11 protein-coding genes and 1 pseudogene are annotated in these 14797 nt (G+C 60.6%); 9 read left to right on the top strand and 3 right to left on the bottom strand.

Going from position 1 to position 14797, the window contains the following annotated elements:
- Window positions 1–968: 968 nt before the first annotated feature.
- A complete protein-coding gene (gene preA / locus VL202_RS25800; RefSeq protein ID WP_325466910.1) occupies window positions 969–2282 on the bottom strand; it encodes an NAD-dependent dihydropyrimidine dehydrogenase subunit PreA in 1314 nt (437 codons plus the stop codon).
- Window positions 2283–2297: 15 nt separating this feature from the next.
- Window positions 2298–3659 carry an NAD(P)-dependent oxidoreductase gene (locus VL202_RS25795; protein ID WP_325466909.1) on the bottom strand — a complete coding sequence of 454 codons (1362 nt, stop codon included), beginning with the start codon at window positions 3657–3659 and terminating at the stop codon, window positions 2298–2300.
- A 205-nt stretch (window positions 3660–3864) separates the two neighbouring features.
- On the opposite strand from VL202_RS25795, the gene VL202_RS25790 reads away from it, so the two are divergent.
- The 9 genes and pseudogenes from VL202_RS25790 (at window position 3865) to VL202_RS25750 (ending at window position 13370) form a co-directional block, all read left to right on the top strand.
- Complete coding sequence (locus VL202_RS25790) at window positions 3865–4818, top strand: sugar-binding transcriptional regulator (RefSeq protein ID WP_325466908.1); 954 nt, start codon at window positions 3865–3867, stop codon at window positions 4816–4818.
- A 153-nt stretch (window positions 4819–4971) separates the two neighbouring features.
- Window positions 4972–6282 (top strand): sugar ABC transporter substrate-binding protein, encoded by a 1311-nt coding sequence (locus tag VL202_RS25785; protein ID WP_325466907.1) that lies wholly within the window; start codon window positions 4972–4974, stop codon window positions 6280–6282.
- 195 nt (window positions 6283–6477) lie between these two features.
- Complete coding sequence (locus VL202_RS25780; RefSeq protein ID WP_325466906.1) at window positions 6478–7350, top strand: sugar ABC transporter permease; 873 nt, start codon at window positions 6478–6480, stop codon at window positions 7348–7350.
- 13 nt (window positions 7351–7363) lie between these two features.
- Entirely contained in the window at window positions 7364–8188 is an 825-nt protein-coding gene (locus VL202_RS25775) for a carbohydrate ABC transporter permease (RefSeq protein ID WP_325466905.1), read from the top strand.
- 54 nt (window positions 8189–8242) lie between these two features.
- Window positions 8243–9244 (top strand): ABC transporter ATP-binding protein, encoded by a 1002-nt coding sequence (locus VL202_RS25770; protein ID WP_325466904.1) that lies wholly within the window; start codon window positions 8243–8245, stop codon window positions 9242–9244.
- Window positions 9241–9486, top strand: a pseudogene (locus VL202_RS25765) (SDR family NAD(P)-dependent oxidoreductase); the annotation flags it as partial. The gene VL202_RS25770 and the pseudogene VL202_RS25765, both read left to right, overlap by 4 nt.
- A 45-nt stretch (window positions 9487–9531) precedes the next feature.
- Complete coding sequence (locus VL202_RS25760; RefSeq protein ID WP_325466903.1) at window positions 9532–11016, top strand: mannitol dehydrogenase family protein; 1485 nt, start codon at window positions 9532–9534, stop codon at window positions 11014–11016.
- A gap of 81 nt (window positions 11017–11097) precedes the next feature.
- Window positions 11098–11790 carry an HAD family hydrolase gene (locus VL202_RS25755; protein WP_325466902.1) on the top strand — a complete coding sequence of 231 codons (693 nt, stop codon included), beginning with the start codon at window positions 11098–11100 and terminating at the stop codon, window positions 11788–11790.
- Window positions 11790–13370: an FGGY-family carbohydrate kinase gene (locus tag VL202_RS25750; protein ID WP_325466901.1), complete on the top strand. Its 1581-nt coding sequence runs from the start codon at window positions 11790–11792 to the stop codon at window positions 13368–13370. Before VL202_RS25755 ends, VL202_RS25750 begins: the two co-directional genes overlap by 1 nt.
- Before the next feature lie 264 nt (window positions 13371–13634).
- On the opposite strand, the gene VL202_RS25745 is transcribed toward VL202_RS25750, so the two are convergent.
- Window positions 13635–14654 carry a sensor histidine kinase gene (locus tag VL202_RS25745; protein ID WP_325466900.1) on the bottom strand — a complete coding sequence of 340 codons (1020 nt, stop codon included), beginning with the start codon at window positions 14652–14654 and terminating at the stop codon, window positions 13635–13637.
- Window positions 14655–14797: the final 143 nt, after the last annotated feature.

Genomic DNA, 14797 nt, shown 5'->3' with positions numbered 1-14797 from the left:
TCGTGAGGAAACAAGGTTCAAACAGACATCCAGTGTTGGCGGTCAGGCGCTGGCCGAAGCATATGTCCTGTTATTGACGAGTTCACGGTTCGGAGCAACGCACGTTTTCACGACGCTCTGTCGCGATTTCGTGTTCCATGGGCTCTTGACCGACCAGAATAATGCTCTGCGGCACCCGTCCTTCCACTACGCCGTCCGTTCACGCGCGAAAAGGTCCGCCGTGGTTTGTCAAAGAACTTTGGCCGGGGCGCTCGAAAGAACCTCGTTTGGGAGTGGGAAAGTGGCTCTCGCCAGCGCCCCGTTCAGCGGTTTTTGCCCAGGCACTTTTTCCACTACGGCCCGCTCATGTGCATGTCGTTGTCCAGAAACCGCACTACACTTTCTGGCGACATGCAGCGGACCCTCTGTGCATCGCACGCCCGCAGCAGCAACAGCCTGCGGAGGGGAAATTTCGCCCGAACCCCGAATTTGAGGACTTCCGTCCTTTCCCCAAACCCGGCGCCGGCCCCGCCTCGCGGCCACGGCTGGCAGTGTATCCGTGGCGGGACGAGGGGAAGCATAGGCTGGATTCTAATGGCGGGGATTTTTCTCGTGTGGCCAAGATCCCCTCACCAACAAAATCTAACACTTAGCCTTTGGCTAAGATGTTGATTTTGTGTCCTCTCCCACTGGGGGAGAGGTAAAGTTGCCGCAATCTCTCGCACCAAATCATCCTCGCATTGGCAAGGAGTTGGCCCCGGGTTGGCCTCTCCCCTTGTGGGAGAGGAAGAAAAATCAGCTCTTAGCATCAGCTAAGTGCTAGGTTTTTCAGGTGAGGGGATTGTTGCTTCTCTGGAAGCCATCCTTGCGTGCCTGCCTACCCCCTCTCTTGCAATTTCTAGCACTTAGCTGAAGCTAAGATGCTGAAATTGCTTTCTCCCCCACCAAGGGGGAGATAAATTTGCCGCACGCTATTCAACCGATCTGAATCACTCCGCAGCCTGGCGGGCCATCGGGTTGTTCGGGTGGGTCGTCCAGTTGGCGTAGTTTGGATCGACCACCTTGCCGGTGCGTTCGTCGAGCGTGCCGGGCTCAAGCCCGACCATGGTGATGCAGTCCTGCACGGGACAGACGTTGACGCAGAGATTGCAGCCGACGCATTCGTCTTCCATCACCTCGAAATGCCTGATGCCATCGACAAACTGGGTGATCGCCTGGTGGGAGGTGTCCTCGCAGGCGATGTGGCAGCGGCCGCACTTGATGCAGGCATCCTGGTCGATGCGGGCCTTGGCGATGTAGTTGAGGTTGAGATACTGCCAGTCTGACACGTTCGGGACCGCGCGTCCGCAGATGTCGTCGAGCGTACGGTGGCCCTTGGTGTCCATCCAGGCGGAAAGGCCGGTGATCATTTCCTGGACGATCTTGAAGCCGTAGGTCATGGCCGCGGTGCAGACCTGCACGTTGCCGGCGCCCAGAACCATGAACTCGGCGGCGTCCCGCCAGGTCGTGATGCCACCAATGCCGGAGATCGGCAGGCCGTAGGTTTCCGGGTCGCGGGCGATCTCGGCCACCATGTTGAGAGCGATCGGCTTGACGGCCGGACCGCAATAGCCGCCATGGCTGCCCTTGCCGCCGATGGAGGGTTCCGGCGAGAACGTGTCGAGATTGACCGAAGTGATCGAATTGATCGTGTTGATCAGCGACACGGCATCGGTGCCGCCCAATTTGGCGGCGCGGGCGGGCTTGCGGATATCGGCGATATTGGGCGTCAGCTTGGTGATGACGGGCATGCGCGTATACTGTTTGCACCAGCGCACGACCATTTCGATATATTCCGGCACCTGTCCGACCGCAGCACCCATGCCGCGTTCAGACATGCCGTGCGGACAGCCGAAATTGAGTTCGATACCGTCGGCGCCGGTCTCCTCGACCAGCGGCAGGATCGATTTCCAGGCGTTTTCCTCGCAAGGCACCATGATCGAGGCGATCAGGGCGCGATCCGGCCAGTTCATCTTCACCTGCTTCATCTCGCGCAGGTTGGTGTAGAGGTCGCGGTCGGTGATCAGTTCGATATTATTCAAGCCGAGCAGACGGCGGTCAGCACCCCAGATGGCGCCGTAGCGTGGGCCGTTGACGTTGACGACGGGCGGACCTTCCTCGCCGAGCGTCTTCCAGACGACGCCGCCCCAGCCCGCCTTGAAGGCGCGCTCGACATTGTAGGCCTTGTCGGTCGGCGGCGCCGACGCGAGCCAGAAAGGGTTCGGAGACTTGATGCCGACGAAGTTGTTGCGCAGATCAGCCATTGTTCATTCTCCCCTTCAAGCGACGGCAACAGCCGGCTGCGATGCAGCGGCCAAGGCCAGGTTGATCGATTCGGCCGCATCGCGTCCCTGGGCAACGGCCGAAACCGTCAGGTCGTCGCCACCGAGAACACAGTCGCCGCCAGCCCAGACGCCGTCGAGCGAGGTGCGGCCTTCGCCGTCGATGACGATGCGGCCGGATTGCAACGCAATGATGCCGAGGCCATCCGCTTCGAATGTCTGGCCGATCGCTTTCAGGATATGATCGGCGGTGATGACGCCGGTTTCGCCGGTTGTCACCAGGCGGCCGCCCGTCATCGTCGTGTAATCAAGCTCGATGCCGGCGACCTTGCCGTCGCGGCTGATGATGCGCTTGGGCTGCAGCCAGTGGCGGATCGCGACGCCCTTGGCGGCGGCGAGATCCTGCTCGAACTCCGAGGCGTTCATGTTTTCCTTGCCGCGGCGGTAGCAGATCGTCACTTCCTCGGCGCCGAGCAGCTTGGCCTGTACGGCCGCATCGACGGCGGTCATGCCGCCGCCGAGAACCACGACGCGACGGCCAATGGGGATGTCCGTCTTTGTTTCCGATTGCCGGAGCGCGGCGATGAAATCGACGGCATCCTCGACGCCCTCGGTGGTTTCGCCTTCTGTGCGCAGCGCGTTCACGCCGGCAAGACCGAGGCCAAGGAAGACGGCATCATGACGCGACGTCAGATCAGAGAGCGAGAAGTCGCGGCCGAGCATCTGGCCGTTGCGGATATCGATGCCGCCGATCGACAGGATGTAATCGACTTCCTTCTGGGCGAAATCGTCGACGGCCTTGTAGGTGGCAATGCCGTATTCGTTGAGGCCACCGGATTTTTTTCGGGCATCGTAGATGACGACATCATGGCCATTGACCGCGAGGCGGTGGGCGCAGGCAAGACCGGCAGGCCCGGCGCCGACAATGGCGACCGATTTTCCCGTCGGTTCGGCGCGCTCATAAAACTGCTTGTTCTCGCGCATGGCGATATCGGTCGCGTAGCGCTGCAGGCGGCCGATCTCGACCGGTCGGTGCTCGGCCGTATTGCGCACGCAGGCCTGCTCGCACAGCGTTTCGGTGGGACAGACGCGGGCGCACATGCCGCCCAGAATGTTCTGGTCGAAGATGGTGTTGGCCGACCCGATCGGGTTTCCCGTCGATATCTGCCGGATGAACAGCGGGATATCGATGGAGGTGGGACAGGCCGTCATGCAGGGCGCGTCGTAGCAGAAGTAGCAGCGGTCGGATGCGACCAGCGCCTCGTGCTCGTCCAGCGGCGGATGCAGATCGGAAAAATTCGTCTCGTATTCGGCGGGCGACAGGCGGCCGCTCCGTATTCCAGTTTCAATCGTTCCCATTTTTCGCTCCCAAATGTCATGCCTCAGGATGATGAAACGGTACCATGGAATATTTTTTTATCAAACGGTAAAATTTTAAAAGCAAAAACGGCGTAAGCGCCGTGTGGCAAGGGGTTCCGTGCCTTTCGATGATGATGGCATCGGTGTGCGTTTGACAGGAGCGTGGAAAAAGTGTCAGCACGTTTTCCGAGGAGTATACAGAACCATGGTGCGTAAACCGGAAGCAAACAACAGGCTTGACGACGCCGCGCGTGCGGGCTGGCTCTATTATGTGGCCGGGCGCACGCAGGACGAGATCGCGTCGGCCATGGGCATCTCCCGGCAATCGGCGCAACGCCTGGTTTCGCTGGCCATGGCCGAGCGCCTGATCAAGGTCAGGCTCGATCATCCGATTGCCGCCTGCCTGGAACTCGGCCTGCTTCTCAAGGAAAAATACGCTCTCAAGCTCGTGGATATCGTGCCAAGCGATCCCGGTTCGTCGTCCACCACCGTCGGCATCGCGGAGGCGGGGGCGGCCGAGATCGAACGCTGGCTGAAATCAACCGACCCGATCATCCTGGCCATCGGCACGGGACGAACGCTGAAAGCCGCAATCGACCAACTGCCGACGATGGAGTGTCCGCAGCATCGCATCGTGTCGCTGACCGGCAATATCGGTCTCGACGGTTCGGCCGCCTATTACAACGTCATCTTCTCGATGGCGGATGCCGTCAAGGCGCGGCATTTTCCGATGCCGCTGCCGGTTCTCGTCTCTTCTCCCGAGGAGCGCGAGGTGCTGCACAATCAGGTTCTGGTCAGGTCGGCACTGAAACTTGGAGCCGAAGCCAATGTCGCCTTTGTCGGCGTCGGCGAACTCGGCCAGGATGCGCCGCTCTGCGAGGATGGCTTCCTCGGGCGCGACGAGATGGCGCGGCTGATGGATGAAGGCGCCGTCGGCGAAATCTGTGGCTGGATGTTCGACAGGGACGGCAAGCTGCTCTCCGGCAGCATCAACGAACGCGTCGCCAGCGTGCCTTTGCCGTCGCGCGATTCGGCTGTTGTCGTCGGCATCGCCAAGGGCAAGCGCAAGCATGCGGCGCTGAGCGCTGCGCTCAAGGGACATGTGATCAACGGCTTGATCACGGACGAGGCGACAGCCGGGTTTCTGCTCACTCAGTGAGCGGATGTTCATAAATAATCGAGAATAATTTCAATCGTTTACGGATTCGTTTCTGCAGTGCAGCAACGAATGCCGATTGACATTTTTCGCAAACCTGTGAGTAATTGCCCACGAGCAAGGCAAATGCTCATAACTCTTCTGGGAGGAAGATATATGAACTTGAAAACTTTTTTGCTGGGCACCTGCTCGGCAGTCGTCATCGCGGGTTTTGCACAGGCTGAAACCCTCACCATTGCCACGGTGAACAATGGCGACATGGTCCGCATGCAGACGCTGACGGACGACTTCACCAAGGCAAATCCTGACATCCAGCTCGAATGGGTCACCCTGGAAGAGAACGTGCTGCGCGAACGCGTCACCACGGATATCGCAACCAAGGGCGGCCAGTACGACGTTCTGACGATCGGCACCTATGAAGTTCCGATCTGGGCAAAGCAGGGTTGGCTCCTTCCGCTGGACAATCTCGGCGCCGACTATGACGTCGACGACCTGCTTCCGGCTATCCGTTCGGGCCTGACCGCCGACAACAAGCTCTATGCAGCGCCGTTTTACGGCGAAAGCTCGATGGTGATGTACCGCAAGGACCTGATGGAAAAGGCCGGGCTGACCATGCCCGACGCCCCGACCTGGGAGTTCATCAACGAAGCTGCCCGCAAGATGACGGACCGTAGCGCCGACATCAACGGCATCTGCCTTCGCGGCAAGGCCGGCTGGGGCGAGAACATGGCGTTCCTGACCGCCACGTCCAATGCGTTCGGCGCCCGCTGGTTCGATGAAAACTGGAAGCCCCAGTTCGACCAGCCGGAGTGGAAGGCGACGCTCGACATGTACGTCAAGCTGATGAACGATGCCGGCCCGCAGGGCGCTTCGTCGAACGGCTTCAACGAAAACCTGGCGCTGTTCCAGCAAGGCAAGTGCGGCATGTGGATCGATGCGACGGTGGCTGCATCCTTCGTCACCAACCCGAAGGACTCGACGGTTGCTGACAAGGTCGGCTTTGCGCTCGCTCCCGATACGGGCCTTGGCAAGCGTGGCAACTGGCTCTGGGCCTGGAATCTCGCCATTCCGGCAGGCACGCAGAAGGCGGAAGCGGCCGAGAAGTTCGTGTCCTGGGCAACCAGCAAGCACTATCTCGACATCGTCGCGGCCAAGGAAGGCTGGGCGAACGTTCCTCCGGGCACGCGCACCTCGCTCTACGAAAATCCCGAGTACCAGAAGGCCGCACCTTTCGCCAAGATGACGCTCGACAGCATCAATGCCGCCGATCCGAAGAACCCGTCGGTCAAGCCGGTTCCGTATGTCGGCGTCCAGTTCGTCGCCATCCCGGAATTCCAGGGTCTCGGCACGACGGTCGGTCAGCTGTTCTCGGCAGCACTTGCCGGTCAGATGTCGGTTGACGATGCACTCGCACAGGCACAGACGGCCGCTACGCGTGAAATGACGCGCGGCGGTTACATCAAGTAAGGTTCCTTCCCAAGGACGGGCGACCCGGACCTCAACCCGGGTCGCCAATTTTAGCCTGACGTCGACCGGTGCCAGCTTTCCGAACAACAGCGGTTGACGTCAGGTCTTTTCAAAAGAAAGAATGAAGAGGCTGGCGTGCTGTCCTCCCGGCGTGGCGGGCAATGAGACCGGCTGGCAAAAGGGAGGGATGTTGCCATGGCGACAGCGAATACACGGGGCCTGGCGCGTTTGATGATGGCGCCTTCGGTTGGATTGTTGCTGGTGTGGATGATTGTTCCGCTGGCGATGACGTTGTGGTTCTCGTTCCAGAACTACAACCTTCTCAATCCGGGCAATGTCAGCTTTGCCGGACTGTTCAACTACCAATATTTCTATTCGGATCCCGCCTTCTTCCAGTCGATCTGGAACACGCTGGTGATCGTCGTCGGAGTGCTGTTCATCACCGTGGTCGGTGGCATCGCGATTGCGTTGATGCTCGACCAGCCGATGTGGGGGCAGGGGCTTGTGCGCATCCTGGTGATCTCGCCCTTCTTCGTCATGCCGCCGGTGGCCGCACTGGTGTGGAAGAACATGATCATGCACCCGCAATATGGGGTGTTTGCCGATATCGCCCGCTTTTTCGGCGTCCAGCCGGTCGACTGGTTCGGCCAGTATCCGCTGTTTTCGATCATCGTCATCGTCGCCTGGCAATGGCTGCCGTTCGCGACGCTCATTCTCCTGACCGCCCTGCAATCGCTCGACGGCGAGCAGAGCGAGGCGGCTGAGATGGATGGCGCCGGCTTCGTCAACCGCTTCATCTACCTGACGGTGCCGCATCTCGCCCGCTCGATCACCGTCGTCATCCTGATCCAGACGATCTTCCTTCTGGGCGTCTATGCCGAAATCCTCGTTACCACCAATGGCGGACCGGGCTATGCATCGACCAACCTGCCGTTCCTGATCTACCGCACCGCTCTGCTCGGCTACGATGTCGGCGGCGCATCGGCAGGCGGCATCATCGCAGTCATCCTCGCCAATATCGTCGCCTTCTTCCTGATGCGCGCTGTTGGCAAGAACCTCGACAAGTAAGGGAGGCAAGATCATGGCCCGTGCCGTTTCGACCAGAAGAACCGTTCTCTTCACCATCGTCGCCTGGATCATCGCTTTGGTGATCTTCTTCCCGATCCTCTACACGATCATCACTTCGTTCAAGTCGGAGACGGAAGCCATCCAGGGCTTCAACCTGATCCCGTCGGGAACCATCGAGAGCTATGGCGCGGTGCAGGCGCAGAGCAATTACTTCAAGTTCTTCCTGAACTCGGTCGTGCTGTCGGTCGGCTCGACCATCCTGGCGCTCTTGATCGCGGTGCCGTCGGCCTGGTCGATGGCGTTCGCGCCGACGAACAAGACCAAGGACATCCTGATGTGGATGCTGTCGACCAAGATGATGCCGGCGGTCGCCGTGCTGGTGCCGTTCTACCTGATGTTCCGCGACTTCGGCCTGCTCGACACCCGCATCGGGCTCACCTTCATGCTGACGATGATCAACCTGCCGATCGTCATCTGGATGCTCTACACCTACTTCCGGGAAATTCCCGGCGAGATTCTCGAGGCGGCCCGGATGGATGGTGCGTCGCTGTGGGGTGAGATCGTCTACGTGCTGACGCCGATGGCGGTTCCGGGCATAGCCTCGACCATGCTCCTGAACATCATCCTCGCCTGGAACGAAGCCTTCTGGACGATCCGGCTGACGACGACGAACGCAGCCCCGCTCACCGCCTTCATCGCCTCGTTCTCGAGCCCGCAAGGCCTGTTCTGGGCAAAATTGTCGGCGGCCTCGACACTGGCGATCGCGCCGATCCTGATCATGGGCTGGTTTTCCCAGAAACAACTGGTGCGCGGCCTGACCTTTGGCGCCGTGAAGTAACAGACATAACGACGACGACAGACGCGTCAAGAAAAGAGACTTTGGGAGGCACGCATGGGCAATATCCAACTGAAAAAAGTCAACAAGAGCTTTGGCGCGACGCAGGTCATTCCGGGCATCGACCTGACAATCAACGAGGGCGAGTTCGTCGTCTTCGTCGGCCCCTCGGGTTGCGGCAAGTCGACATTGCTGCGCCTGATCGCCGGCCTCGAGGACACGACCTCGGGCACGATCGAGATCGACGGCCGCGACGTCACAGGCGCGGCGCCGGCCAAGCGTGGGCTCGCCATGGTGTTCCAGTCCTACGCCCTCTATCCGCACATGACCGTGCGAAACAACATCGCCTTTCCCTTGAAGATGGCCAAGCTCGACCAGGGCGTGATCGACAAGAAGGTGACGGAAGCCGCGCGCGTCTTGAACCTCACCAACTATCTCGACCGGCGTCCGGGCCAGTTGTCGGGCGGTCAGCGCCAGCGCGTCGCCATCGGCCGGGCCATCGTGCGCGAGCCCTCGGCCTTCCTGTTCGACGAGCCGCTGTCCAACCTTGATGCTGCGCTGCGCGGCACGATGCGGCTGGAGATCTCGGAACTGCATCACCAGCTGAAGACGACGATGATCTACGTCACCCATGACCAGGTCGAGGCCATGACCATGGCCGACAAGATCGTCGTTCTCAATGCCGGCAATATCGAGCAGGTCGGCTCGCCGCTCGATCTCTATCATCGCCCGGACAACATCTTCGTCGCCGGCTTCATCGGCTCGCCGCGCATGAACTTTGCCACCGGCGACTTCGCCAAGCCCTACAGCGCCCACACGATCGGCATTCGCCCCGAGCACCTGAAGCTTTCAACGACGGAAGGCACCTGGAAGGGTGTGGTCGGCGTCGCCGAACATCTCGGCTCCGATACGTTCCTTCACATTCATGTCGACGGCATCGGTCTGGTCACAGCCCGCGTCGGCGGCGACTTCGCCGTCACCCACGGTGACCAGGTATTCCTCACACCCGAAGACGGCCGCGTCCACAAGTTCGATGCAAAGGGACTGGCAATTCGATGACACGCCTGCAGGGAAAAAACGCGTTGATCACCGGATCGGCGCGCGGCATCGGACGACCCTTTGCGGAAGCCTATATCCGCGAAAGGGCGACCGTCGCCATTGCCGACATCAGTCTCGAATGGGCGAAGACGACGGCATCCGAACTCGGCTCTTCGGCCCATGCCGTCGAAATGGACGTGACGAAGCAAGCTTCCGTCGATGCCGAAAGCAACTGTGTCGTTTCGCAGACCTGCAATGTCGACGGCGGCAACTGGATGAGCTGATCACGCTCGTCGAAAGGAATGAACATGACGACCAAACTTTCGCTCGCCAATCTTTCCGCCATCAAGGCGACAGCCGCGATCCCGGCCTACGACCGTTCGGCGCTTTCGGCCGGCATCGTCCATTTCGGCGTCGGCAATTTCCATCGTGCCCACCAGGCGATCTATCTCGACGACCTGTTCAACACCGGCAAGGATCTCGACTGGGCGATTATCGGGGCAGGGGTTCTGCCTTCCGACGAGGCGATGCGGGCCAAGCTCGCCGAGCAGGATTTCTTGACCACGGTGGTCGAGCAGGACAACAACAAGAGTGCGGCCCGCGTCACCGCACCGATGATCGATTACCTGCGCCCCGGCAATGCACCGGCGACGATCGCGCAGCTTGCCGATCCCAAGATTCGCATCGTCTCTTTGACGATTACCGAAGGTGGATATTTCATCGACCCGGCCTCCGGCGTGTTTAATCCGAAACATCCGGCCATCGTTGCCGACAGCCAGAACCCTGATGATCCGAAGACCGTGTTCGGCCTGATCATCGCCGGGCTGAAGGCGCGCAGGGACAAGGGCACCGTGCCCTTCACCGTCATGTCCTGCGACAATATTCCGGGCAATGGCGAGGTCACCCATGCCGCTGTGTCGGGTCTTGCGCGCCTGTCCGATCCGGCGTTTGCCGACTGGATCGAGGCCAATGTCGCCTTCCCGAACGGCATGGTGGACCGAATCACGCCGGCAACCGGCCCGCGCGAAGTCGGCATCGTCGCAGACGATTACGCCATCGATGACAACTGGCCGGTGTTCTGCGAAGAGTTCAAGCAGTGGGTTCTGGAAGATCATTTTCCTGCCGGTCGTCCGGCACTCGATACTGTCGGCGTCCAGTTCGTTCCGGATGTCGCGCCTTACGAGCACATGAAGATCCGCATTCTCAATGGCGGCCATGCCGCGATCGCCTATCCCGCCGCCCTTCTCGACATCCACTTCGTCCACGAGGCGATGGAGGACAAGACGGTCTGCGCCTTCCTTGACAAATTGGAACGGGAGGAAATCATTCCGGTCATCCCGCCGGTCCCCAACACCGATCTGACCGCCTATTTCAAGAAGGTGGAATCGCGCCTGTTCAATCCGAAGATCGCCGACACCATTCCGCGCCTGGCGCAGGACGGCTCCAATCGCCAGCCGAAATTCATCCTGCCGACGACGGCCGACCGGCTGCGCCGTGGCGAGGATGTCGTCGGCCTGTCGCTGGTCTCGGCGCTCTGGTGCCGTTACCTCGCGGGGACGACCGACAGCGGCAAGGCGATCACCTTCAACGACGCCAGTGCCGATCGTCTGCACGCGGCGGCGGTGAGAGCCAAGGAAGATCCACAGGCGTTCCTTGCGCTTTCCGACATCTTCGGTGATGTTGCGCAATCCTCACTGTTCCAGAAGCGGTTTGCACACGCGCTGAAAACACTCTGGGACAAGGGCACGCGGGCGACGCTCGAGCTCTATCTCGCCGGAAAACTTGGAGAATGACACCATGACGCCCAGCCCCTTGCGCACTGTCGCGGCCGCAACAGGCGGCCGTCCTGCGACGCAAGAGACGGTCTGATCATCATGACCGTGCATCCGCCCAAGCTGGTGATCTTCGACTGTGACGGTGTTCTGGTCGACAGCGAGCCATTGTCGCTCGACGTGCTCGTCCGGGTGTTGCGCAATGCCGGCGTCGACATGGATGCAGAGGAGGCCACGGAGCGATTCCTCGGCAAGAGCCTGAAGACCATGTCGGATATTTTGCATGAGGACTATGGTCTCGCGGTCGATGATCATTTTCTTGAGGAAATGCGCCTCGATCTCTACCAGCGTTTTCGTCAGGAACTGCAGCCGGTCGCGGGCATTGCCTCGGCCCTTGACGAGTTGGACATCGCGCGTTGTGTCGCGTCCTCCAGCCAGTTGGAACGGATCCGGCTGTCGCTGACGATAACCGGGCTGATCGGCAAGCTGGAGCCCCATCTTTTCAGCGCTTCCATGGTGGAAAGGGGCAAGCCGGCGCCTGATCTTTTCCTTTACGCCGCTGCCCGCATGCAAACCCCGCCGGAAAATTGCATCGTGGTGGAAGACAGTCCCGCCGGCATCGAGGCGGCCCAGGCGGCGGGCATGCGGGTTTTCGCCTTTGCCGGCGCGTCCCATGCCAGGTCCGAACGCCATCTGGCGACCTTGCGACAATTGGAACCTGACGTCCTGTTTGACGACATGCGGGAATTGATCCATTTTGTCCGGAAAGAACAAAGGGACGGGAACGCTAGTTAATGCGCGATCTGATCGTTGCCGTCGATGTCGGAACCGGCAGCGCCCGTGCGGGCATTTTCGACAGCCATGGCAAGCAGTTGGCCCGGGCGGATTATCCGATTGCGATGAATCGGCCCGAGGAAAATCACGCCGAGCACGATTCCGAAAATATCTGGGCGGCCGTCTGCATCGCCGTCAAGACGGCGCGCGCCAAGGCCGGCGTCCCGGCCGAAGCGGTCGCCGCGATCGGTTTCGATGCAACCTGCTCTCTTGTGGTTCGCGACAGGGACGGTGCGCCGCTCTCCGTCAACCGCAAGGGCGACCCGCGCTGGGATACGATCGTCTGGCTCGATCATCGCGCTCTCAGCCAAGCGGATTTCTGTACCGCGACCGGCCATCCGGTGCTCGATCATTCCGGCCGCGTGATGTCGCCTGAGATGGAGATGCCGAAGCTGATGTGGCTGAAGCAGAACCTGCCGCAACAATGGGAAAAGGCTGGCTATTTCTTCGATCTTGCCGATTTCATGTCCTGGCGGGCGACCGGCAACGAGGCGCGCTCGCGCTGTACGCTGACATCGAAATGGAACTACCTCTCGCATGAGAAGGCCGGCTGGCAGCAGGCCTTCCTTGAGAAGATCGGGCTCGAGGATCTGCGCGAGCGCGGCGGCCTGCCTGAAAAGACACTGCCTGTCGGGCAGTCGACCGGGCATCTGACCGCCATGGCGGCGGCCGAACTTGGCCTGAACGAAGACTGCCAGGTGGCGACGGGCCTGATCGACGCCTATGCCGGCGCGATCGGTGTGTTGGGTGGCTTTGCCGGGGAGCCTGAACGACTGGAACGACAGCTGGCGCTGATCGCCGGCACATCCAGCTGCATCGTTGCCTTTTCCCGGGATATGAAGCCCGGCTTCGGCATGTGGGGGCCTTATTTCGAGGCTGCCTTTGCCGAGTGCTGGCTGATCGAGGGCGGGCAATCGGCAACCGGCGCGCTGCTCGACCATGTGGTGCGCAGCCATAGCGCCGGCGGTGAGCCGGATGCCGAAATCCATGCACGTATCGTCTTGAGGATACAGGAACTGCGGGCCGTCCATGGGCTCGATTTCGCCTCGCGTCTGCATGTCCTGCCGGATTTCCATGGCAACCGTTCGCCGCTGGCCGACCCGCATGCGCTGGGTGTCATCAGCGGCCTGACGCTCGACAGCTCTTTCGATGCGCTCTGCCGGCTCTACTGGCGCACCTGCGTTGCCATCGCGCTCGGCATCCGCCACATCCTCGAAATGATGAAGAAGGCGGGGTACGAACTCGATACACTGCACATTACCGGAGGCCATGTGCGCAATCCGCTGCTGATGGAGCTTTATTCCGACGTCACCGGTTGCACCGTGGTGGTGCCGGAGACCAATGACGCGGTCCTGCTCGGCACGGCCATGGTCGCGTCCGTAGCCGGCGGTCTCTATCCGGATTTGCGCGTGGCCGGACCGACCATGTCGCCGGGCGGGCACGAGCGCCATCCCAATCCGGATATGCGCGCAACCTATGATCGGGATTACCGCAAGTTCCTCAGCCTTTACCGGCACAGGGCCGAGATCGAAGCGCTTTGAGAGAGCCGATTTCGGACGTTGAAAAAAACTTGTAAAAAAAGAAAAATGGCCGGAACCTTTTTCGCGCTCCGCAGTTTCTTGCATGTCCGGACACTGGTTCGCATCGCCCCCAATGCGAACGCCCCAACACTGATCCGGTATTCCAACTCACACGCCCCCTCGGTGAGTTGTCGATATCAGCCAGTGCCTCCCCCGGGCACTGGCTGTCCTTTTTCCCGCAGTGAGATGTGAAGCGTGGATCGGCCCCGGCGCATTTAGCCTTGGCTATTTTGCGGCGTGGGTGATGATTTCGTATTCCCGTGACGGAATGGTGAGGCGATATTCGACGCGATCCGGCGTCGTCACGTACAGCGCCTTGCCACCGATCGCGATCGGCACGACCCGTTCCAGCACGGTGCGCGCGAATGTGTGTTCGTCTGGTTCGTTCGGTGCCGACGTGGTTGGCAGATGCTCGATCCAGGCGAGTTCGATTGCCTTGTGGCTGTCGTAGATGGTCTCGAAGCAATCGATGGAAAGTGAATTCACACCGGCGGAAATGGCGCCATGTGATGCCGAGTTGACGATCAGTTCATGCAGGGCAAGGCCGATATGCAGGGTCGCGTTGGGTGACAGATGAGCGTTGATGCCCGAGACGGAAATCTGGTTTTCCGCTTCCGGCCAGTAGGCGCTGAGCTGCCGCTCGGTCAGTGAGAAAAGATAGGCGCCGCGCCAGCTGGAATCGGTGACGAGGTCCTGCGAATAGGCGAGCGACTGGATTCGCCCGCGAAACTTGGCGAGAAACGTATCGAGCGACAGGGCCTGACGCGCGGTCTGGGTAGCAATGCCCTGGATGATGGCGAGAAGGTTCTTTGAACGATGGCTGAGTTCTCGCAGCAGGGTCTTGAGAATGCGTTCGCGGTGGCGAGTTTCGGAAATGTCGGTCATGACCATGAGAATGCCGGCCATGCCAGTGTCCTCCATGCGTTCGATATCGATGCGAAAGGTAAGGATGCCGGAGGGGGCGGGAACATCGACCTCGGTGGAGGCACCGGTTCCGCTGCGGGCAACCTCTTCCTTCAGGCGGTCCAGTCGAGCGCTTTCATCCGCGCCCAACACGTCCTGCAAGGCTTCGGACTTCCGGGCCAGGGGTTGCAAGGCTTCCGGCAGATTGCCGGACAAAGAGACAGCCAGGTCGTCCGAATGATAAAGATATCCCGAGCCGGATTTTTCCAGAACCAGCTCCATCATGACCATGCGCGCAGCAGCATCGGTCCCGGTGACGGTTGGAATGCCTGCATTGCCCACGCGATACGCCTTTCATTCTGTCGGCGGATTGTGTCCAGGCTCAACGAAACGAGAACAATCCGATCGGTGCGACTCGAACGGGGCCGGTTCAAGTAAAGAAAACCGCGCCGGGGGCCTTCGGACGCCCCGGCGGATGATGCTTG

The organism is Pararhizobium sp. (genome assembly GCF_035497515.1).
Taxonomy (GTDB): domain Bacteria; phylum Pseudomonadota; class Alphaproteobacteria; order Rhizobiales; family Rhizobiaceae; genus Pararhizobium.
The sequence above is the reverse complement of the archived record's forward strand: the minus strand, read 5'-3'. Positions and strand labels throughout refer to the sequence as shown.

What these genes read in the sequence shown, in the direction of transcription:
- preA (WP_325466910.1), bottom strand. Translation starts at nt 2,282, where the DNA reads ATGGCTGATCTGCGCAACAACTTCGTCGGCATCAAGTCTCCGAACCCT.
- VL202_RS25795 (WP_325466909.1), bottom strand. Translation starts at nt 3,659, where the DNA reads ATGGGAACGATTGAAACTGGAATACGGAGCGGCCGCCTGTCGCCCGCC.
- VL202_RS25790 (WP_325466908.1), top strand. Translation starts at nt 3,865, where the DNA reads ATGGTGCGTAAACCGGAAGCAAACAACAGGCTTGACGACGCCGCGCGT.
- VL202_RS25785 (WP_325466907.1), top strand. Translation starts at nt 4,972, where the DNA reads ATGAACTTGAAAACTTTTTTGCTGGGCACCTGCTCGGCAGTCGTCATC.
- VL202_RS25780 (WP_325466906.1), top strand. Translation starts at nt 6,478, where the DNA reads ATGGCGACAGCGAATACACGGGGCCTGGCGCGTTTGATGATGGCGCCT.
- VL202_RS25775 (WP_325466905.1), top strand. Translation starts at nt 7,364, where the DNA reads ATGGCCCGTGCCGTTTCGACCAGAAGAACCGTTCTCTTCACCATCGTC.
- VL202_RS25770 (WP_325466904.1), top strand. Translation starts at nt 8,243, where the DNA reads ATGGGCAATATCCAACTGAAAAAAGTCAACAAGAGCTTTGGCGCGACG.
- VL202_RS25760 (WP_325466903.1), top strand. Translation starts at nt 9,532, where the DNA reads ATGACGACCAAACTTTCGCTCGCCAATCTTTCCGCCATCAAGGCGACA.
- VL202_RS25755 (WP_325466902.1), top strand. Translation starts at nt 11,098, where the DNA reads ATGACCGTGCATCCGCCCAAGCTGGTGATCTTCGACTGTGACGGTGTT.
- VL202_RS25750 (WP_325466901.1), top strand. Translation starts at nt 11,790, where the DNA reads ATGCGCGATCTGATCGTTGCCGTCGATGTCGGAACCGGCAGCGCCCGT.